General features: G+C 46.5%; 14 protein-coding genes. 7 read left to right on the top strand and 7 right to left on the bottom strand.

The features are described 5' to 3' along the window. Positions 1 to 13 precede the first annotated feature (13 nt). The 3 genes from clpB to KIH41_RS06685 form a co-directional block, all read right to left on the bottom strand. Entirely contained in the window at positions 14 to 2629 is a 2616-nt protein-coding gene (gene clpB / locus KIH41_RS06695; RefSeq protein ID WP_214161946.1) for an ATP-dependent chaperone ClpB, read from the bottom strand. A gap of 149 nt (positions 2630 to 2778) precedes the next feature. Beyond that, positions 2779 to 3405, bottom strand: a complete 627-nt coding sequence (locus tag KIH41_RS06690) for a hypothetical protein (RefSeq protein WP_213943349.1) — start codon at positions 3403 to 3405, stop codon at positions 2779 to 2781. Between the two features lie 57 nt (positions 3406 to 3462). Then, the gene (locus KIH41_RS06685; protein ID WP_214161945.1) at positions 3463 to 4578 is read right to left on the bottom strand and encodes an App1 family protein; all 1116 of its coding nucleotides are present in this window, start codon (positions 4576 to 4578) and stop codon (positions 3463 to 3465) included. A gap of 113 nt (positions 4579 to 4691) precedes the next feature. Here KIH41_RS06685 and rlmN point away from each other — a divergent pair, with 113 nt between their 5' ends. Further along, complete coding sequence (gene rlmN / locus KIH41_RS06680) at positions 4692 to 5759, top strand: 23S rRNA (adenine(2503)-C(2))-methyltransferase RlmN (RefSeq protein ID WP_213943347.1); 1068 nt, start codon at positions 4692 to 4694, stop codon at positions 5757 to 5759. Positions 5760 to 5806: 47 nt separating this feature from the next. After that, positions 5807 to 6277, top strand: a complete 471-nt coding sequence (locus KIH41_RS06675) for a hypothetical protein (RefSeq protein WP_213943346.1) — start codon at positions 5807 to 5809, stop codon at positions 6275 to 6277. Between the two features lie 209 nt (positions 6278 to 6486). Here the strand turns inward: KIH41_RS06675 and KIH41_RS06670 are convergent, their stop codons facing one another. From KIH41_RS06670 to KIH41_RS06655, 4 genes are read right to left on the bottom strand one after another with little or no spacing between them, the layout of a single operon-like run. Continuing rightward, the gene (locus KIH41_RS06670; RefSeq protein ID WP_213943345.1) at positions 6487 to 7398 is read right to left on the bottom strand and encodes a rhomboid family intramembrane serine protease; all 912 of its coding nucleotides are present in this window, start codon (positions 7396 to 7398) and stop codon (positions 6487 to 6489) included. Between the two features lie 5 nt (positions 7399 to 7403). Then, the gene (locus KIH41_RS06665; RefSeq protein WP_214161944.1) at positions 7404 to 8195 is read right to left on the bottom strand and encodes a rhomboid family intramembrane serine protease; all 792 of its coding nucleotides are present in this window, start codon (positions 8193 to 8195) and stop codon (positions 7404 to 7406) included. 3 nt (positions 8196 to 8198) lie between these two features. Beyond that, complete coding sequence (gene mutL / locus KIH41_RS06660) at positions 8199 to 10079, bottom strand: DNA mismatch repair endonuclease MutL (protein WP_214161943.1); 1881 nt, start codon at positions 10077 to 10079, stop codon at positions 8199 to 8201. Then, positions 10072 to 10482, bottom strand: coding sequence for a hypothetical protein (locus tag KIH41_RS06655; protein ID WP_213943342.1), 411 nt, complete (start codon positions 10480 to 10482; stop codon positions 10072 to 10074). Before KIH41_RS06655 ends, mutL begins: the two co-directional genes overlap by 8 nt. A 170-nt stretch (positions 10483 to 10652) precedes the next feature. Here KIH41_RS06655 and KIH41_RS06650 point away from each other — a divergent pair, with 170 nt between their 5' ends. From KIH41_RS06650 to KIH41_RS06630, 5 genes are all read left to right on the top strand, one after another. Beyond that, positions 10653 to 13649 (top strand): glycoside hydrolase family 3 N-terminal domain-containing protein, encoded by a 2997-nt coding sequence (locus KIH41_RS06650; protein WP_213943341.1) that lies wholly within the window; start codon positions 10653 to 10655, stop codon positions 13647 to 13649. Positions 13650 to 13747: 98 nt separating this feature from the next. Beyond that, positions 13748 to 14887 (top strand): N-acetyl-alpha-D-glucosaminyl L-malate synthase BshA, encoded by a 1140-nt coding sequence (gene bshA / locus KIH41_RS06645; protein WP_213943340.1) that lies wholly within the window; start codon positions 13748 to 13750, stop codon positions 14885 to 14887. Positions 14888 to 15027: 140 nt separating this feature from the next. After that, positions 15028 to 15657, top strand: a complete 630-nt coding sequence (locus KIH41_RS06640; RefSeq protein ID WP_213943339.1) for a sterol desaturase family protein — start codon at positions 15028 to 15030, stop codon at positions 15655 to 15657. A 129-nt stretch (positions 15658 to 15786) separates the two neighbouring features. Continuing rightward, positions 15787 to 16599: an NAD(P)H-binding protein gene (locus tag KIH41_RS06635; protein ID WP_213943338.1), complete on the top strand. Its 813-nt coding sequence runs from the start codon at positions 15787 to 15789 to the stop codon at positions 16597 to 16599. A 252-nt stretch (positions 16600 to 16851) separates the two neighbouring features. Then, positions 16852 to 19644, top strand: coding sequence for a 2-oxoglutarate dehydrogenase E1 component (locus KIH41_RS06630; protein WP_214161942.1), 2793 nt, complete (start codon positions 16852 to 16854; stop codon positions 19642 to 19644). The last annotated feature ends 75 nt before the right edge of the window (positions 19645 to 19719 follow it).

The raw sequence follows: 19719 nt of genomic DNA, 5'->3' as shown, positions 1-19719 counted from the left end.
GAATTAGCGACAATTAATCTAAAGCTACACTCTCTACATTCTTAAAGTAAACCTGCTTGTCAGCGTCAAGGTCTACCAATACCGCAGAGTCGTTTTTAATATATCCAGACAGAATCTGCTTTGAAAGCTCATTAAGGATCAGGCGCTGCATGGTTCTTTTCAGCGGCCTTGCACCAAACTGCGGATCGAAGCCCACCTCACCAAGATAATCCAACACCTCCTTGGTGGCATCAATCTCGATGTTTGCCTCCTCAAGGCGTTTCTGGATCTCCTTCCACTGGATGTCGACAATCTTGCGGATAATTCCTTTATTTAATGGTTCAAACATAATCGTCTCATCTATCCGGTTGAGGAATTCAGGCCGCACGGATTTTTTCAGCAAGTCAAACACCTCCTGTTTGGTGCTTTCCATGACTTCCTCCTTGTTCCATTCCTCCATACTTGCAAACCGCTCCTGAATCAGGTGCGAGCCAATATTGGTGGTCATGATCACAATGGTGTTTTTGAAATTGGCAACCCGGCCTTTGTTATCGGTTAGCCTGCCGTCGTCAAGCACCTGCAGCAGGATGTTGAAAACATCGGGGTGTGCTTTTTCTATTTCGTCAAGCAAGACTACTGAGTAAGGTTTCCTTCTCACCGCCTCGGTCAGCTGCCCACCCTCATCATAGCCCACATAGCCTGGAGGCGCTCCAACCAGCCTGCTCACTGCATGACGCTCCTGATATTCGGACATATCGATCCTCACCATGGCATTATCATCGTTGAACAGGTATTCCGCAAGGGCTTTGGCCAATTCGGTTTTCCCCACCCCGGTGGTTCCTAGAAATATGAATGAACCGATAGGGCGCTTGGGATCCTGCAACCCCGCGCGGCTTCTTCTCACCGCATCAGAGAGGGCGCCTATAGCTTCTCTTTGTCCAGCCACGCGCTTACCTAGCTCATCCTCCAAATGAAGTAACTTTTCACGCTCACTCTGGATCATTTTGGAAAGCGGGATACCGGTCCACTTGGACACTACCGCGGCGATATCCTCGCTGTCAACTTCCTCTTTGAGCAAAGCGGATCCCTGCTGCATTTCGGCAAGCTGCTTTTGGAAGCTTCCAAGCTTTTGCTCAGATTCCCCGATCTTGCCATAGCGGATTTCCGCCACCTTGCCAAAATCACCGGCCCTTTCGGCCTGTTCCGCTTCCAGCTTAAGTTTGTCGATATTTTCCTTTTCCCTTCTGATGCCCAGGATTACCGCCTTTTCGCTTTCCCATTTGGCCTTTACATCCTGGCGCTTTTCGGAAAGCTCGGCTATCTCCTTGCTGAGAACAGCTTCTTTATCCTTGTCTTTTTCTCTTCGAATGGCCTCCCTTTCAATTTCCAACTGCATGATTCTACGGTTTAGCTCATCCAGTTCCTGCGGAAGGGAATCTATCTCCATGCGCAGTTTGGCGGCGGCTTCATCCATCAGGTCAATGGCCTTATCCGGCAAAAACCTGTCGGAAATATACCGCTGGGACAATTCCACAGCCGAAATCACCGCATCATCCTTGATCCTCACCCCATGGTGAAGCTCATATTTATCCTTGATCCCCCTCAGGATGGAAATGGCATCCGCTGCATCCGGTTCATCTACAATTACTGCCTGGAACCTTCTTTCCAAAGCCTTGTCCTTCTCGATGTATTTTTGGTACTCCTTCAGGGTGGTCGCACCTATCGCATGTAGCTCCCCTCTGGCCAATGCTGGCTTGAGAAGGTTGGCAGCATCCATGGCCCCTTCACCTCCACCACCTGCACCGATCAGCGTATGGATTTCATCAATGAAAAGAATGATCTCCCCATCGGAATCGGTCACTTCTTTGATGACAGCCTTGAGTCTCTCCTCAAATTCACCTTTGTATTTGGCTCCGGCTACCAAAAGCCCCATATCCAATGAGATAATGGTTTTTGACTTCAGGTTTTCCGGCACATCCCCGCTCACGATCCGTTGGGCTAGCCCCTCCACGATGGCGGTCTTACCCACACCTGGCTCTCCGAGCAGTATGGGGTTGTTTTTGGTTCTCCTAGCCAAAATCTGCAACACCCTTCTGATCTCCTCATCACGGCCGATCACAGGGTCAATTTTGCCTTTTTGGGCCATCTCGTTCAGGTTTTTGGAATATCTCTCCAAAGACCTGTATTTGGATTCTGCATTCTGATCTGTCACTTTATTTCCTTTTCTTAGTTCCTTGATTGCATTGATCAGCGGCTTTTCGGCTACCCCCTGATCTTTCAACAGCTGGGCGGTCTTGTCCGATCCGGCCAAGATCCCCAAAGTCAGATGCTCAATAGCCACAAACTCATCCCCAAAGGTTTTGAGGTAATCCTTGGCCTTGGTCATCACTTGGTTTGAAGCATTGGAAAGGTATGGCTGCTGGCCCGACACCTTTGGAAAGGATTGAATGAGTCCATCCAATTTCGTGGCAAGCACGGCTTTATTGACACCCAATTTTTTAAAAACAAAATCGGTCACATTTTCATCTTCCGCTAAAATCCCCTTCAAAAGATGGGCTGGCTCAATGGCCTGCTGTTGCTCAGCCATGGCCAGCTCGGCGGCCTTCTGAACGGCTTCCTGGGATTTGATGGTAAATTGTTTGAAATCCATATTACTAGTGGTTTAAGTATATCCAAAGTTGAATTACAGAATCCTTATCAAAACCTCCACCAATCAAAAAAACGCATAAAAAGCAGAAATTATGTCTTAAAAAGCACTAAAAACCTATGTAGAAATGCCATTATGTCAGAAAAATCACCTCAATGAGTATAATAATTGAGTTGGTCCATCAGCTTCTGAACATCCCTACGGATCAGCTCCGGGCGCAGGGAGTTGTCCCATTTGTGCTCGGCCCTCACTTGATATACAGCCAAGGTATCGGCAATATCCACTTGATAAAGGGAATATTGGATATCTACCATATGCTTGGACTCTGATGGCGTGTGAAGGGTAGCATACCTCCTGTTGACATCCTGACCAGCCGCACTCAAGGCTGAGAGCTTGCTAGTTCTAGCTATTTTCCTGTTAATAATATCCACCTGCAAAAGGTAAACGATGCCCAGTTCGGAATAAAGCCTATCAATATTCCTTTGGACTGAAAAATCCCTAATACCCGCCGAAAGCAGCTCAACTTCAAGCTCATCAGTGGAAAACACATCTATAAAACCGTTGCTGCGCAGCTGCCGGAGCACCGTAGAGGAAAAAAGCTCATGTTCCTTATAAGGCAAACTGTTCAGCCCATTTACCAACATCACCTGGCTGATGTCCAATGGGGCAGCCTGATGGTTTACCTCCATGCGCTGTACATGATACACACCTGGCCTGCAAGAAACCAGGCAACCCATCAATATCAAAACTATGAGCACTCTATACATGCCAAATCCCATGCTGCAGCCACTTTTCCTAATAATTTTTTAAACTTTTCTCCGTGAAGAAGTCTCCCATCAATCTACCACTTTTTCCTCTATATCCCCAATGTTTTCCTTGACAATCATGCCCTCTTTTAATGCATCTTTTGCTGCAATAAAAGTATCCTTCACCAAAACCTGCTCCACACCCAGCTTTCGGAGTTCCTGTCCGATCTCCTTTACTTTGGCTTCCCTTTTATAAGTGCTCACATTTCTGATATAGATTCTTTTCACCCTGCCGGGAAAATCACGGACCGCCTGCAAATAGATCTCGGGATCCTTTTGCCCGCTGTCCCCTATCAGCACAAACTTCAAATCCGGGTAGACCTCAAAGATATGCTCAATCTGGGTCAGCTTGTGCAGCTCATGGCCTCCTGCAATAAACTGCTCCCTGGTTAAGCCTATATCACGCAGCATCAGCGGGCCTTTTGGGATGTGGTGAATTTCAAGAAATTCAGCCAAAAAATCATATAAGTTCCAAGGGCTGCTGGACACATAAAAGATCGGGTTATCCGGCTTTTCATCCCTCCCCTGCACCAAGGCCTTATAAAACTCCGCCACCCCGGGAAAGGGGAGCCTGGTCAAGGCGTTGTGGAAAAAAGTCGCCTGAAACATGGCGTACCATCTAGTGGCTCCAGTAGGGACAATCGTATCATCAATATCCGAAATTATCCCAAATTCAGCTGTCGAAGGCGGGATAAACACCTTCCCCTGTGCGGTCACTTTTCCTTGCCTGCGCACGACCTCATCCAGAAGCTCCAGCTGTACCTTCCGCACATCCCCAACTTCCTCAATGGTTTCCTTTGGCGATAGCTTGAATTCAAAGTACCCCTCCTCATCAGTCACCACCGTCTGCACATCACCGGCAAATGAGGCCCGGACCCTGACATTGGGAATCTTCCAACTCATAAACCTTTTGTACATGGATTTGAAGTTTTTCCACCTGCCATGCCCCTCTTCAGCGGGCTTTATCCCCCTGTCCTTGATCACCCGGCCGATCAGGAAAACCTCATGATTGGAGCCGAAACCTTTGAAAGGCAAGACCATGATCTTCCGGACGATACCTGTTTTCTTGCCCACCCATAATTTCCCCATGGCAACTTTTCTTCTGAAAAAATAAGCACTTCTCAAGAGGTTTCTTTTATTAAGCATAGCTTGAAATTTAGATTTGAAGATATAAACCAAACTTTCTTTCTTTCCTGAATGTTTGCCTAGGCACAAATGACCAAGCTGCGCTTGTCGCAGAGAATGCTTAACTTTGCAAAATGAATACACCTGAGAAAAGAGATATACGTAAATTCAGTCTGGAGCAACTCGAGGAATTTTTTGTGTCCCAAGGGGACAAAAAATTCCGGGCCAAGCAGGTTTACGACTGGTTGTGGAACAAGTCGCTGAAGAATTTTGACGACATGACCAATATTTCCAAAGAAACACGGGAGATGCTGAAGGCAAACTTTCTCATCAACCACGTGAAGGTGGACCTCATGCAGCACAGCAGCGACGGCACCATAAAAAATGCGGTAAAGCTTTATGACAGCAAGATTGTGGAATCCGTGCTAATCCCCACCACCAAAAGAATCACTGCCTGTGTGTCCTCCCAAGTAGGCTGCAGCCTGGACTGTAACTTTTGCGCCACGGCAAGGCTCAAAAGGATGAGAAACCTCAACCCGGATGAAATTTACGATCAGGTAGTGGCCATCAAAGAGGAAGCGGAAACCTATTTCCAGCGTCCCCTGACCAACATCGTTTTTATGGGAATGGGTGAACCTTTGCTGAACTACAACAACGTGATTTCTGCCATCGATAAAATCACTTCCGCCGATGGACTCGGTATGGCGCCACGAAGAATCACTCTTTCCACAGTAGGCATCCCAAAAATGATCAAAAAGATGGCTGACGATGAGGTGAAGTTCAATCTTGCCATTTCCCTGCACTCCGCCATCAATGAAACCAGAAGCCGATTGATGCCAATCAATGATGTCAACCCCATTGAGGACTTGGCAGAATCCCTTAAATATTGGTATTATAAAACAAAACGCAAGGTTACCTATGAATATGTGATCTGGGACGGCATCAATGACAACAAAGAGCATGCGCTTGCTTTGGCAAAATTCTGCAAACATATCCCGAGCAAAGTCAATATTATTCAGTACAACCCTATTGATGAGGGTGAATTCCGACAGGCCTCACAGGAAGCAGTTGACATGTATATCCAGGTGCTGGAAAGCCATGGGATCATTGCCAAAGTAAGAAAATCACGGGGCCAGGATATTGATGCGGCCTGTGGCCAACTTGCCAATAAAAACGAAGTAGAGGCGATTTTGAAGGAGTAAACGTCTGCTGGTTTAATTTTTGTGCAGCTTCTGAAAACTATTTAACTATGAAAAAGCTATTGTTTATCTTCACATTTGTGATGACCGTGGGCCTTACCGAAGCCCAACAGCGCGGGGAAGCCAGGATTCAACTTGGCGGGGACTTTGGATTTACTTCCGAGCTATTCGGCCTTAATTTTGGAGCTGAGTACTTCCTTGTGGATAGGATCTCCCTTGCCCCTAACCACACTATTTACTTCTGGGAATTCGGCAGGGCAAGCAACCTGAATATCGATGCCAGATATTATTTTACCGAAGGAATCCTTCAATGGTATGGAATGGCTGGTTTCACCAATAATTGGGAAAATCCTGATTTAATTGGCGGTGATTTCAGAACTAGCCGTGCAGGAGCCAATGTAGGCGTGGGAGGTGTGCTTAAATTTGCCGACCGTCTGGCATTTAATCCAGAATTTAAATATCAGCTTCAGAACAGCGGGCAGGCCGTATTTAGATTGGGACTGGTTTATTTTATAAATTAGACCGGAGACGGAAGACCGAAAGTTTCTACGCGGAAAGAAAAGGGACATGGTCCTGCACCGAGTTCGACACTGAGTTTCACAGCTCCTTTTTACTGACAAAGCCAGGTTACTTCTGAGCGGCAGAACTTAATAGATTAAAAGTGTCAAGTTAATTTACGACATGACCTACCAAAAATAAAATAGCCCGGAGTGATCGCTCCGGGCTATTTTTATGCTTTGTTGCTGAATTCAAAGAGTTTTCTTTTTTCGTCCTTGGAGAGGCTGTCGTAGCCCTTTTCCGCGATCTTGTCCAGGATCCTGTCGATTTCTTCCTGAGAGGTCATCTCGCCTGCCCTGCTTTTGGAAAGCGGTTCCGACTTGTATTCGTAGCTTTTTTTCCTGTAGGTTACTTTTACCTTTGACTTCCTACTAAAGAGCTTTTCAAAAAACTGCCCCACTACCTGCACAGGAATGCCCAAATCACGCCCATTGCGTAGCTGAACCACATAGATGTATCCAAGTGCAGCTCCTCCCAAGTGGGCAAGCTCACCACCAGCATTACTTCCTGCTGAATTGGCAAAGGCCACCAGCACGTAAAATATGGCTATGTATTTTATTTTGACGTTTCCCAGCAACAGAAGCCTAAAGGAAGTATTGGGCGATAAAGTCGCAGCTGCAACAACTATGGCATACACACCCGCACTGGCACCCAGCATCAAACTTCGGTCAACGTGATCGCTAAAAAGAGGGGCTATGTTGTACACCACCATATAAAACAGTCCACCGGTGATACCTCCCAGAATATATAGATTGGCCAACTTACGGCTGCCCAAATACTCCATTACCAAAAGCCCAAACCAATAAAGGAACAGCATATTGAACAGAATATGGAAAAACCTGTCGTGGGTAAACATGTAGGTGAAGATGGTCCAGGGCTGGGTGATGAAATATTCCGGGGCTGCCGGCATCATCAGATAGGACCTCATGGCATTGTAAAGGGCCTCCTGACCGGCCAAACTCAAAAACACCCAAGAGACTAGGAGTATAAAATACACCAAAAGGTTAATGGCCAATATTTTATAAAGGCTGTTTCCACTTTGGTTAAAAGCGTTCTTAATTTGATCCCAAAATCCTGCGTACATATTTGTTAATAGAAACTATCTCTACTTCTTTTCCAATAAGTAATTAATATAAATCCGATCACTAAGCCACTTAGGTGCGCAAAGTGGGCCACATTGTCCGTAGGGCGGCTATCGATAATGTTCCAAACGGTATATAGTCCATAAAAAAGAACCAGGTATTTCGCCTTTACCGGCATAGGTGGAAACAGCAGAAACAGCTGGGTGTTTGGAAATAGCATACCAAATGCAATCAATACACCAAATAATGCGCCAGAGGCTCCCACCATCGGGATATTTGCTACATTATTTCGGATTTTAACCATATAGTTCTTGGCGATGCTCTCATAGCGCTCATTTTCCGGGTTGCGGTCATAATCATCAATGAAATCATAGATCTCAGGTTTGAAATGATGCCGGTGGGCCGACACGAACCTGTTGAATTCCGCTGGACTGGGATTGTTGTAAAAACTCTCCACGTGGGTGTCCAGCTGGTTCATCCTATAGAACGTATATCCCGAATATAAGATTCCTGAGCCCACACCACAAACCATCCAGAGGATAAGCACCTTTTTGCCACCCAGAAACTGCTCCAGCATGGGACCAAAGATAAACAAGCCGAGCATGTTGCTGAACAGGTGCCAGAAGTCGGCATGCATAAACATGTAGGTCAAAAACTGAAAGGGTTCAAACCTATCACTGTTGATGTAATAAAGGGCAAACCAGCCTTTCAGCTGGGGCATTAAATAGGAGGTAATGACAAAAATCCCTATGGTGATTAGCAGTAAATTTTTGACTACCGGAGTTAAAGATCTGAACATGTGTTAGCGCTGAAAAAAGCTTTGTAGTTTATTTAAATCTAATTTGACGAAGGTTTTGTTTCCCGATACGCCATAATTCGGGTTTTGGCAGGCAAAAAGCTGCCCCACCAGGGTTTCCATTTCCTGGGCTTTCAATACCTTACCCTTTTTGATGGACGAACGCTTGGCAAGCGACCTGGCAAGGTTTTCCTTGTTGTCAATGGACAATTCGGATTTGAAGTGCTTAAACTGCTCGAGCAATCCCTCAAACAGGGCCTTTTCATTGTTGATGTAAATATCAGCAGGCACCCCGTTGATCACCACGGTGTGCTGGCCAAATTCCTCTACCAAGAAGCCCAGGCTGTTGAGCTCTTCATGCAAATCCATGACCAAAGAGAAATCCGAGGGACTCAACCTTATGCTTTGCGGAAACAGACACTGTTGGGAAGCCCCCTGGATATTGGTGAGCTGCCTGATGTAGCGCTCATACAAAATCCGCTCATGTGTGGCCTGCTGGTCCAAAATCAACAACCCTGTGGACATTTGCGCCACGATGTAAGTCTGCTCCACCTGGAAGGTCGTCCCGGTGGCCGCAATTGCCGAAGGAGCCGCAGACTCCTCTTCCCTACTCTGTACCGGCTCGTCGGCATTGACCTTGCTGGAAAAGGTCATCATTTCCGGGTTCGCCGTTTCTTCCTTTTTCCACTCTTCCCTCTCTGAGGAAGAATGGGAACGGCTGTTCAGGGCATCCTGTTCAAAAAGATTTTCCCATCCGGTCGCATCCTTCTTCTTAAAGGATGGCATGGAGTGCGTTTTGTAGGAATTTTCCTGCTTCACTTCCTGCTTTTGCCCCTCGTCCCTTTTCCAGGTATCGGTAAAGTTGACATCCATGCTAAAATCCAGCGTGGGCACCACATTGTGCGCCCCAAGGGCCTGCTTGACCGCAGATCTTACCACCGCATAAATGGTGCGCTCGTCATCGAATTTGATTTCCGTCTTGGTAGGGTGCACATTGATATCGATGTGGGTGGGGTCCAAATCCAAAAACAGGCAATAGAAAGGATGGCTTTCCCCAGGCATTAGACCTTCAAAAGCATTGGTAACCGCATGGTGCAGGTAGTTGCTTTTTATAAACCTGTTGTTGACAAAGAAGTACTGCTCGCCTCTTGATTTTTTGGCGTTTTCCGGTTTGCCTACATATCCGTGAATATTCAAGTGAGGCGTTTCTTCATGGCAGGGGACAAGCTGTCCCTGGTAATTCTTTCCAAATACCCCTACGATCCTCTGGCTAAGCTTGCCGGGATTCAGTTTGAAGAGCTCCATATCGTTTTGCATGAGGGAAAAACCAATTTCCGGATAGGCCAAGGCCACCCGTTGGAATTCCTCCACGATATGCCGCATTTCGATGGCGTTGGATTTGAGAAAATTTCTTCTGGCAGGTACGTTGAAAAACAGGTTTTTGATGGCAATCGAGGTCCCGGTAGAGCAGACTACGGGCTCCTGCTTTTTCACCTCCGAACCCTCTATACAGATCAAGGTTCCCAGCTCATCATTGGCGGTGCGGGTTTTCAGTTCCACTTGGGCCACCGCCGCAATGGAGGCCATTGCCTCACCACGGAAACCGAACGTTTTGATGGCAAAAAGGTCTTCCGACTGCCTGATCTTGGACGTGGCGTGGCGCTCAAAGCTCATCCTGGCATCGGTCGGGGACATCCCCTTACCGTTGTCAATCACCTGGATGAGGGCCTTACCAGCCTCTTTTATAAATACCTGAATATTGTCGGCACCTGCATCCACGGAATTTTCCATCATCTCCTTGAGAGCGGAAGCGGGCCTTTGAACCACCTCACCGGCTGCTATCTGGTTGGCAATAGCGTCGGGAAGTAGTTGGATAATATCACTCATGCTTTTTCTTTCCTTTTAACCTGAAAAATACCATCACCAATCCTGCGCCCGCCGCAATGTAAAGAAGGGCATAAAGGGCCGCATTTCCATAGTAAATATACCCAAATACCCCCACCATCAGAATTACAAAAATCAACATCCTCAAAAGTCCGGCACTGGACAAACCACCGGAGCTACTTTTACGTAAACTACTTTGGGTAAATGCTCCTCTGAGGGAGGAAGAACGACTTTTTCCAAAATCTTCTTCCCCATATTCATCCGGATGCAAAACACCCTTTGACTCCAATTCTTTTTGAATTCTCGAGGTTCGCTGTTCGATTTCTTCTTTTACCGGATCATAAAATCTGGGTTTGATATCAAATCGTTGATGGCTGGCGGACTTAAATAATGATGGGAGTTTCATGGGTCAAATTTTCGGTTGTCACTTGAATACGTTACTTAAATAAACTTATTCCACTTTATCACAATACAATAGGGCTGGGACAAGTTATTGTGTAAGTTTGACGTTGCAATACAGACAAGTTGTACTACAAAGTTATTTTAAATTTTAAGCAATAAAAATTAAACATTTACATGCAAAGAAAAGTTTGGCAGGCCCTCATGGCGGTGATGTTGACCACATCATGGCTGTTGGCCGGCGGGAAAGGACCTAATGACCGTGACCCTTTGGCCACAAAGGACAGTCATCTGCAGGACCAGTGGGTTGACAGTGTTTTTCATTCCATGACCTTCGAAGAAAGGTTGGGCCAGCTGTTTATGGTGGCGGCCTATTCCAACAAGGACGAAAAACACAAGCAGGAGATTGCCAAACTCATCCAGGAGCAACACCTGGGCGGACTCATATTTTTCCAGGGCGGCCCGGTGCGGCAGGCCCACTTGACCAATTATTACCAATCCATCTCCAAAACCCCTCTTTACCTGGCCATGGATGCCGAGTGGGGCATCAGCATGCGCTTGGATTCCATGATGCAGTACCCCAAGCAGATGACCCTGGGCGCCATTCAGGATGACCGGCTGGTGTACAACATGGGCAAGGAAATCGCCCGCCAGTTTAAGGAACTGGGCATGCACATCAATTTTGCCCCCGTGGTAGATGTAAACTCCAATCCCCAGAACCCGGTGATCGGGTACCGTGCGTTTGGGGAACAAAAAGAACTGGTGACCCAAAAATCACTGGCCTACATGAAAGGCATGCAGGATCATGGCATCATGGCCAATGCCAAGCATTTCCCAGGACACGGGGACACCGAATCCGACAGCCACTACACCCTGCCGGTAATCAAGCACGGCGAACAAAGGATCCGCGACATTGACCTTTATCCCTATCAGGCCCTGATCGACCAGGATCTGATGAGCGTAATGGTAGCCCACCTTCATGTACCAAGCCTTGACAGTGAGCCTAACCGCGCCACTACCCTTTCGAAAAAGGTGGTGACCGATATGCTAAAAAACGAGATGAATTTCAATGGCCTTATCTTCACCGATGCTCTTAACATGAAAGGCGTAAGCTCCTTTCACAAACCGGGAGAAGTGGACCTTTTGGCTCTATTGGCAGGAAATGACATCCTGCTCTACTCTCAGGATGTGGCAAAGGCCAAGCAACTGATTTTGGAAGCAGTAAAAGATGGAAAAATCACCCAGGAAGAAATTGACGGCAGAATCAGAAAAGTATTGCGTGCAAAATATTGGAGTGGGTTGCACCAGCAGAAACCTATCGATACCAACAGGCTGGTCGAAAGAATCAACACCAACCACACCAAGGGGGTGATCGAGGAGCTATACGCTTCCTCCATTAGCGTAATAGCTAACCAGAACAATTTTCTGCCCTTAAAAAACATAGACATGCTCAACATGGCCTCCATCACCATCGGGGGTGGCCAAGGCAAAGAGTTCAAGAAGCAACTTTCAAAATACGGCAAGTTCAAACATTTTGACCTTTCTAAAAGCCCATCTTCCATGGATTACAACAACCTGGAGGCCAACCTACAGGATTACAATACCGTCGTAGTTGGAATCACGGGCATGACCAATAATCCGAAAAGAAACTTTGGACTCAACGAAAGCGATATCCACTTCATCAAAAAACTGAGCGCAAAGCACAACGTTATAGCCGTGATGTTTGGCAACAGTTACGGTGCCAAGCAACTTGAAGGACTTTCACATGTGGTGATGGCCTACGAGGAGAATGAGTTTACAGAAAAGCTAGTGCCTCAGGTAATCTTTGGCGCCAGAGCCGCCGAGGGCAGGCTGCCGGTTACGGCCAGCAAAAAATTCCCGTTTGGATCGGGAATGGACACCAAAAAGCTTTCCAGACTGGCCTACAGCACACCAGAAACCCAGGGAGTGGACAGCCGCTCCTTGCTTGAAATCGACCGCAAGATGAATGAGGCCATCCAGAAAAAAGCCACACCGGGCGGAGTGGTTTTGGTGGCCAAAAACGGGCATGTGATCTTTGAGAAGGCTTATGGTCACCTCGACTATCAGAAAAGCAGGCCTGTAACCACCGAAACGGTGTATGACCTAGCGAGCATCACCAAAGTAATGTCCACCACATCGGCGGTGATGTTTTTGCAAAGCCAGCAGCTTTTGGACATGGATGCCTCCATCTCTCAATACCTGCCAGATCTCCGTGATACCAACAAGGGCAAATTGAAGATCAGGGATATCATGACCCACGAGGCAGGCCTGAAGCCCTATATACCGTTTCACTCCAAAACCCTGGAAGGCGGCAAGTGGAAAAACGAGTTCTATAGCGCCCATGAAATGGAGGGTTACAATATCCAGTTGGGCACCAATATGTACGCCATAAACAGTCTCCGGGACAGCTTGTGGAAATGGTCCTTGGAAGCCGATTTGAAGACGCTACCGAAAGGCCAAAATAAATTTGATTACACTTACTCTGACATTGGCATGTATATCATGCAAAGGGTGACGGAAAGATTGCTCAATCAGCCTTTGAACGACTTCATGGAGCATAACTTCTATGAGCCTTTGGGACTTTACACTCTCACTTATTTGCCTCACCGCAAACTGGATCTGGACATGATCGCCCCTACTGAAGAGGACAGGTCTTTCAGAAAAAACCTTGTCCGCGGGTTTGTCCACGACCAGGGGGCCGCCATGTACGGGGGTGTAGCAGGCCACGCAGGCCTATTTGGAACGGCCAACGACTTGGCAGTGATGATGCAGATGCTGCTGCAGGGAGGTAAGTACGGGGATGTACACCTGCTGGATGAAAAAACGGTGCATGAATTTACCAGAAGGCAATCAGAACAGAGCCGAAGAGGCTGGGGCTGGGATAAGCCAGAGGTTGAAAAAGGCAAAAACGGCTCCACCGGAAAACTGGCCCCAAAAAGCACATTTGGCCACACCGGATTTACGGGCACGGCCGTATGGGCAGACCCTGACAACCAGCTGATTTACGTCTTCCTTTCCAATAGAGTTTACCCTGACGCAAGTAATAATACCCTATTGAAAGAAGGTTATAGGACTGAAATACATGACATCATATATAAATCACTTCGATACGAATCCCTAAATAATTACGCACAGGCGAACAAAAACAATTAAGATTCGTGTTAAAGGGGTATTGATATAAAGCTTTGTAAATACCTGATCATGGCGGTCCGGCATTTTCTGGACCGCCACGATCATATAACTCCTTATATATGAGAATCGGAATTGTCTGTTACCCTACCTTCGGTGGTAGCGGAGTGGTGGCCACAGAACTTGGCAAAGCCCTGGCTAAAGAAGGCCACGAGATCCACTTTATTACCTACAGACAGCCCACCAGGTTGGATTTTTTCAGTGCAAACCTCTTTTACCACGAGGTAGACATCAAGAGTTATCCCCTTTTTGAACATGCCCCTTATGAATTGGCCCTGGCCAGTAAAATGGTCAATGTAGTCAAATATGAGAAATTGGACTTGCTGCATGTGCACTACGCCATTCCGCATGCCTCTGCAGCCTATATGGCCAAACAGATCCTCAAAGCCCAAGGCATTCACATCCCCGTGGTCACCACCCTACACGGTACCGACATCACCCTGGTAGGCAAGGATCCCTCCTATGAACCAGTCGTAACCTTCAGCATCAACCAATCTGATGGTGTGACGGCCGTTTCGGAAGACTTAAGAAAAGCTACCTACGACCATTTCGACATCAAAAAAGAGATTGAGGTTATCCCCAATTTCATCGACTTGGAAAGGTTTAAAAAACAGAAGAAGGAACATTTTAAAACCGCCATTTGCCCCAATGGGGAAAAACTTATCGTACACACCTCCAACTTCCGGAAAGTAAAACGGGTGGAAGATGTGATCTATGTTTTTGACAAGCTGCGAAAAATTATGCCCGTCAAACTTTTGCTGGTGGGCGATGGACCGGAAAGGGACAGAATGGAGAGGCTTTGCCGTGAACTGGGCACCTGCGATGATGTAAGGTTTCTGGGCAAACTCGAAGCGGTGGAAGAAGTACTTTCGGTAGCCGACCTTTTCATGATTCCTTCGGAAAAAGAAAGTTTTGGTCTGGCCGCCCTGGAAGCCATGGCCTGCGAAGTGCCAGTGCTCTCCTCAAATGCAGGAGGGATCCCGGAATTGAACATTGATGGCGAAACCGGTTTCAATTGTAATGTCGGGGATATCAATACCATGGCAGAGCGTGCCTTGGAAATTCTTTCTTCCGAAAACCTGCCCGGGTTTAAAGCTAGAGCCCTTGCTCGCGCGAAAGAATTCGACGTGTCAAACATTTTGCCCCTTTATGAGTCCTTTTATAAGAAGACAATTGAAAGTTCACTAGAAACCGCCAAATAAAAACCTGATTTTTGTCATAAAATTAAATTTTACAAAATAAGATTCCATTTTAAATTAACCTGGAGTAGATTTGCATTAAAATTTACCACTGTTTGGCATAATATTATCTGTAGATAAACCGAAATCAACAACGTTTTTTTATGAAAAAGATTGGAAGACTAGACAGACCGGACAACAGCGGATCGGCGAGGATGTTTGAAAATCCGGTCTTGGAAAAAATGTCCAGGACTCACATTAGTATCCCGATCGCCATGTTTTTAGGAATTGGGACGGTGTCTTTTTATTACGCCGTTACCATCACCGATATCCCATTGAGCGTGGGCTTAGCGATTACCCTTGTGGGCTTATTGGCATTTACCTTGGTGGAATATATCATGCATAGGTATTTCTTTCATATGGAACCTGACAACAAGGTAAAAGACAAACTTCAGTATTCCGTTCACGGGGTCCACCATGACTATCCCAAGGATAAGGACAGGTTGGCAATGCCGCCTTTTATTAGTGCTTTTTATGCATTTGTATTCTATGTGGTTTTTACCTTGCTGATGAATGATTATGCGCTTTATTTCTTACCGGGTTTCCTGTCAGGTTATGCGCTTTACCTAGGCGTCCATTATATCGTGCATGCCTATCAGCCACCAAAGAATTTCCTTAAAATCCTATGGGTCAACCATGCCATTCACCATTATAAAGATCCTGACGTGGCCTTTGGGGTATCTTCACCTTTATGGGACTATATCTTAGGCACCATGCCGAAAAGAGAGAGATGATATTGAAGCCTTCCTGATGGGGAGGCTTTTTTTGTAAAAGCTTCCTCACGGAGTAAACTATGGGCTTGCACTTTTATGGAGAAAACAAAATTGACACTTGTAGTTTAATATAGTACAACGACTAAAAATATGATTATCTCTGTTATTGGCCTGGGATGGCTTGGGTTGCCGCTGGCACGGCATATGGAACAAAAAGGCTTTGAAGTAAAAGGCAGTACTACCTCGATGGAAAAACTGGAAAAGCTGAAAGGGGAGAAACTGGAGCCTTTTCTATTCAACCTGACCCCCCACCCTACAGGGCAGAAGTTTGGAAATCTTTTTCAGACAGATGTTTTGATTATCAACATCCCCCCTGGCACCAGAAGCAAACCGGACACCTTTCACCCAGAGCAAGCCAAATATCTCAAAGCATTAGCTGAACAGCATGGTGTCAAAAAAATCATATACATCAGTTCATCATCCATTTACCCCTCTAGCGAAGGCATCTATGAGGAAAGCTTTGGGATAACTGAACACAACACGGGCAATCGAGCATTGTTGAAGGCCGAAAACCTGTTGGCAAAAGATGCCGGTTACGATCTGACCATTTTGCGCTGCGGTGGTTTGATGGGGGGAAAGCGCGTCCCCGGGAAATACTTCTCCGGCAAGGAAAACGTGGATGGCAACATCCCTGTCAATTATATTCACCAGCAGGATGTGATAGGTATTATCGACTGGATAATTACTGAAAACAAATGGAATAATATCTTCAATGCAGTCAGTCCACAGCATCCATTGCGCAAAGAAATTTACCTTCACAATGCTCAGAACATGGGTTTTCCTCCGCCGATTAGTTTTTCACAAAATTATCAGCAAAGGATAATTTCTTCTGAAAAACTGCTCGTCCAAGGATTTAAATTCCAATTTCCTGACCCGATGAAATATACTTACTCAAGTGAATGATACTCACGGGGTTTTTTATAATTGAAATATTTTAAAGTCTTTTAAGGCCCCACTTAACTATCCTTACCAAAAGTCCTGTCTTAATATTGGCTTAACATTTCAAAAAATCAGGAAAGCAAAGCAAAAACCAAATTTATTACGGAAAACAAAAATCAACATACTTGATTATCAGCTTAATTCGTTTACACGAATATACAATTTTTAAAACAATCCGTAACTCTATATATTTGTCCTATAAGAAAAAACCTTACCATGGACAAATTCTCATATATTGCAAACGCCCATGTAGCTTACATCGATGAGCTATATGACGAATACAAGAAAGATCCTGAATCCATAGATCCAAGCTGGAAAACCTTCTTTGACGGCTTCGACTTTGCCATCACCAAATACGGTGAAGACGAAGATGGAGGGGCGCAAACCCAGGCAGCCTCCCCTAAGGCCGAAAATGGAAGTCTTGCCACCAGAGGCACCATCATGGACATGGAGCAACTTCCAAAAGAAATCAAGGTTAGGGCCTTGATCCACGCCCACCGCTCCAGAGCACACCTGCGCTCCAAGACAAACCCGGTAAGGGAAAGAGTGGACCGCAAGGCACTCATTGACCTGGAAGATTTGGGCTTGAGCGATGCGGACCTAAACACCGAATTCCAGGCTGGCGATGAAATCGGCATTGGCAAGGCCAAACTTAGCGATATTCTGGCCGCCCTCAAAAAGATATACCAAGGCTCGATGGGCTTCGAGTACCTATACATCCGCGATCCGGAGATGCTCGACTGGCTCAAGACCAAGATTGAAAAAGAGGCCTTGGCCTTCAACCCACCTGCAGAGGACAAAAAAAGAATCCTTTCGAAACTCAACGAAGCGGTAGTATTCGAAAACTTCCTTCATACCAAATACCTCGGACAGAAACGCTTTTCACTGGAAGGCGGCGAAAGCACCATCCCCTTCCTTGATGCGGTCATCAACAAAGGCGCCAGTCTTGGCGTGAAAGAAGTGATGATCGGAATGGCCCACCGTGGCCGTCTGAACGTGTTGGCCAACATCATGGGCAAAACCTATGAGCAGATATTCTCTGAATTTGAGGGAACTGCCAAGCCGGACCTCACCATGGGTGACGGTGACGTGAAATACCACATGGGTTACTCCAGTGATATCCACACCCCTGACAACAATAAGGTCAACCTTAAACTTGCCCCTAACCCATCCCACCTTGAGGCGGTTAACCCGGTGGTAGAAGGTTTCATCAGGGCAAAAATTGACTCCGAACACCAGCATGACACCAAGAAGGCCCTGCCAATCCTCATCCACGGGGATGCCGCGGTAGCCGGACAGGGTATCGTCTATGAGGTGACTCAGATGGCCGGACTGAAAGGCTACAACACCGGAGGCACCATCCACTTTGTCATCAACAACCAGGTAGGTTTCACGACTGACTTTGACGATGCACGTTCATCCATCTACTGTACGGACGTAGCCAAAATCATTGATGCGCCTGTGATCCACGTAAACGGCGACGACGCTGAAGCGGTGGTATTCGCGGCTAACCTGGCTGCGGAATTCAGACAGAAGTTCAATAAAGACATCTTTATTGACATGGTCTGCTACAGAAGACATGGCCACAATGAGTCTGATGAACCTAAATTCACACAGCCATCTTTATACAACATTATCTCCAAGCACCCTAACCCAAGAGAAATCTATAACAAGAGATTGCTTGAAAGAGGTGACATTGATGCCAAGCTTGCCAAGCAGATGGACAAAGAATTCCGTCAGTTGCTTCAGGACAGGCTGAACATGGTGAAGGAGCAACCATTACCTTATAAGTTCACCCAATTTGAGCAGGAGTGGCAATCCCTGAGAAGATCAAAGCCGGAAGACTTTGAGCAATCTCCAGAGACATACGTTTCCCAAGAAGCTATCGACAAGGTAGCCGAAGCCTTGACTACCCTGCCTAAAGGCTTCAAGCCGATTAAGCAGATCGAGGCGCAGATGAAACAGCGTAAAGAAATGTTCTTCAACTCCAAGACCCTCAACTGGGCCGGAGCGGAACTTTTGGCTTATGGCTCTCTTCTTTTGGAGGGAAAAACGGTAAGATTGACCGGGCAGGATGTGAGAAGAGGTACTTTCTCCCACAGACATGCCGTGCTTCATGATGCCAACACCAATGTGGCCCACAATTCCCTGAAGGAAATGAAGGACAGCAAGGGACAGTTCCATATCTACAATTCCCTGCTTTCCGAATATGCGGTGCTTGGTTTTGAATACGGTTACGCCATGGCAAACCCTAACGCTTTGGCCATATGGGAAGCCCAGTTTGGTGATTTCGCCAACGGCGCCCAGACCATGATCGACCAGTTTATTTCCTCTGGGGAATCAAAATGGCAGAAAATGAACGGTTTGGTGATGCTACTTCCACACGGCTACGAAGGCCAGGGACCTGAGCACTCCAATGCCAGACCGGAGAGATTCCTACAACTTTCAGCAGAATACAACATGGTGGTCTGCAACATCACCGAGCCTTCCAACTTCTTCCACATGCTAAGAAGACAGCTGGCCTGGGAATTCAGAAAACCTTGTATCGTGATGTCCCCAAAATCACTTCTCAGACACCCGAAAGTGGTTTCTCCTATCGAGGAATTCACGCAGGGAAGATTCAGAGAGGTAATTCAGGATACTGGCGTAAAAGCCAAGGATGTGAAGCGCGTATTACTTTGCTCAGGTAAAATCTACTATGACCTAATCGAGCAGAGAGAAAAGGAAAAAGTGAAAGATGTGGCTATCGTAAGGGTAGAGCAGCTTCACCCGCTTCCTAAAAACCAAATCTTGGAGGCCGTCAAGCAATACAATGATGTAGAAGTGGTTTGGGTACAGGAAGAGCCGGAGAACATGGGCTACTGGACCTACATGATGCGTGCCCTTTACAGAGACTTCCCTATGGATGTGATCTCAAGAAAAGCCAGCGCCTCCCCTGCCACCGGTTACAACAAAGTACACCACCAGGAGCAAGAAGCAATTTTAAACAAAGCCTTAAAATTACAATAAACACCTCCAATCCCGCCTCGGCGGGACAAGGGGTTAATTTCACAATTTAACCAATGTAAAATTAACCTTAGGCCT

Origin of the sequence: Litoribacter ruber, from assembly GCF_018500185.1 — a bacterium.
Lineage (GTDB): Bacteria > Bacteroidota > Bacteroidia > Cytophagales > Cyclobacteriaceae > Litoribacter > Litoribacter ruber.
The sequence above is the reverse complement of the archived record's forward strand: the minus strand, read 5'-3'. Positions and strand labels throughout refer to the sequence as shown.

Bases quoted from the DNA above. Each gene is read 5' to 3' on its own strand.
- clpB (WP_214161946.1), bottom strand. From the start codon at position 2,629: ATGGATTTCAAACAATTTACCATCAAATCCCAGGAAGCCGTTCAGAAG.
- KIH41_RS06690 (WP_213943349.1), bottom strand. From the start codon at position 3,405: ATGGGATTTGGCATGTATAGAGTGCTCATAGTTTTGATATTGATGGGT.
- KIH41_RS06685 (WP_214161945.1), bottom strand. From the start codon at position 4,578: ATGCTTAATAAAAGAAACCTCTTGAGAAGTGCTTATTTTTTCAGAAGA.
- rlmN (WP_213943347.1), top strand. From the start codon at position 4,692: ATGAATACACCTGAGAAAAGAGATATACGTAAATTCAGTCTGGAGCAA.
- KIH41_RS06675 (WP_213943346.1), top strand. From the start codon at position 5,807: ATGAAAAAGCTATTGTTTATCTTCACATTTGTGATGACCGTGGGCCTT.
- KIH41_RS06670 (WP_213943345.1), bottom strand. From the start codon at position 7,398: ATGTACGCAGGATTTTGGGATCAAATTAAGAACGCTTTTAACCAAAGT.
- KIH41_RS06665 (WP_214161944.1), bottom strand. From the start codon at position 8,195: ATGTTCAGATCTTTAACTCCGGTAGTCAAAAATTTACTGCTAATCACC.
- mutL (WP_214161943.1), bottom strand. From the start codon at position 10,079: ATGAGTGATATTATCCAACTACTTCCCGACGCTATTGCCAACCAGATA.
- KIH41_RS06655 (WP_213943342.1), bottom strand. From the start codon at position 10,482: ATGAAACTCCCATCATTATTTAAGTCCGCCAGCCATCAACGATTTGAT.
- KIH41_RS06650 (WP_213943341.1), top strand. From the start codon at position 10,653: ATGCAAAGAAAAGTTTGGCAGGCCCTCATGGCGGTGATGTTGACCACA.
- bshA (WP_213943340.1), top strand. From the start codon at position 13,748: ATGAGAATCGGAATTGTCTGTTACCCTACCTTCGGTGGTAGCGGAGTG.
- KIH41_RS06640 (WP_213943339.1), top strand. From the start codon at position 15,028: ATGAAAAAGATTGGAAGACTAGACAGACCGGACAACAGCGGATCGGCG.
- KIH41_RS06635 (WP_213943338.1), top strand. From the start codon at position 15,787: ATGATTATCTCTGTTATTGGCCTGGGATGGCTTGGGTTGCCGCTGGCA.
- KIH41_RS06630 (WP_214161942.1), top strand. From the start codon at position 16,852: ATGGACAAATTCTCATATATTGCAAACGCCCATGTAGCTTACATCGAT.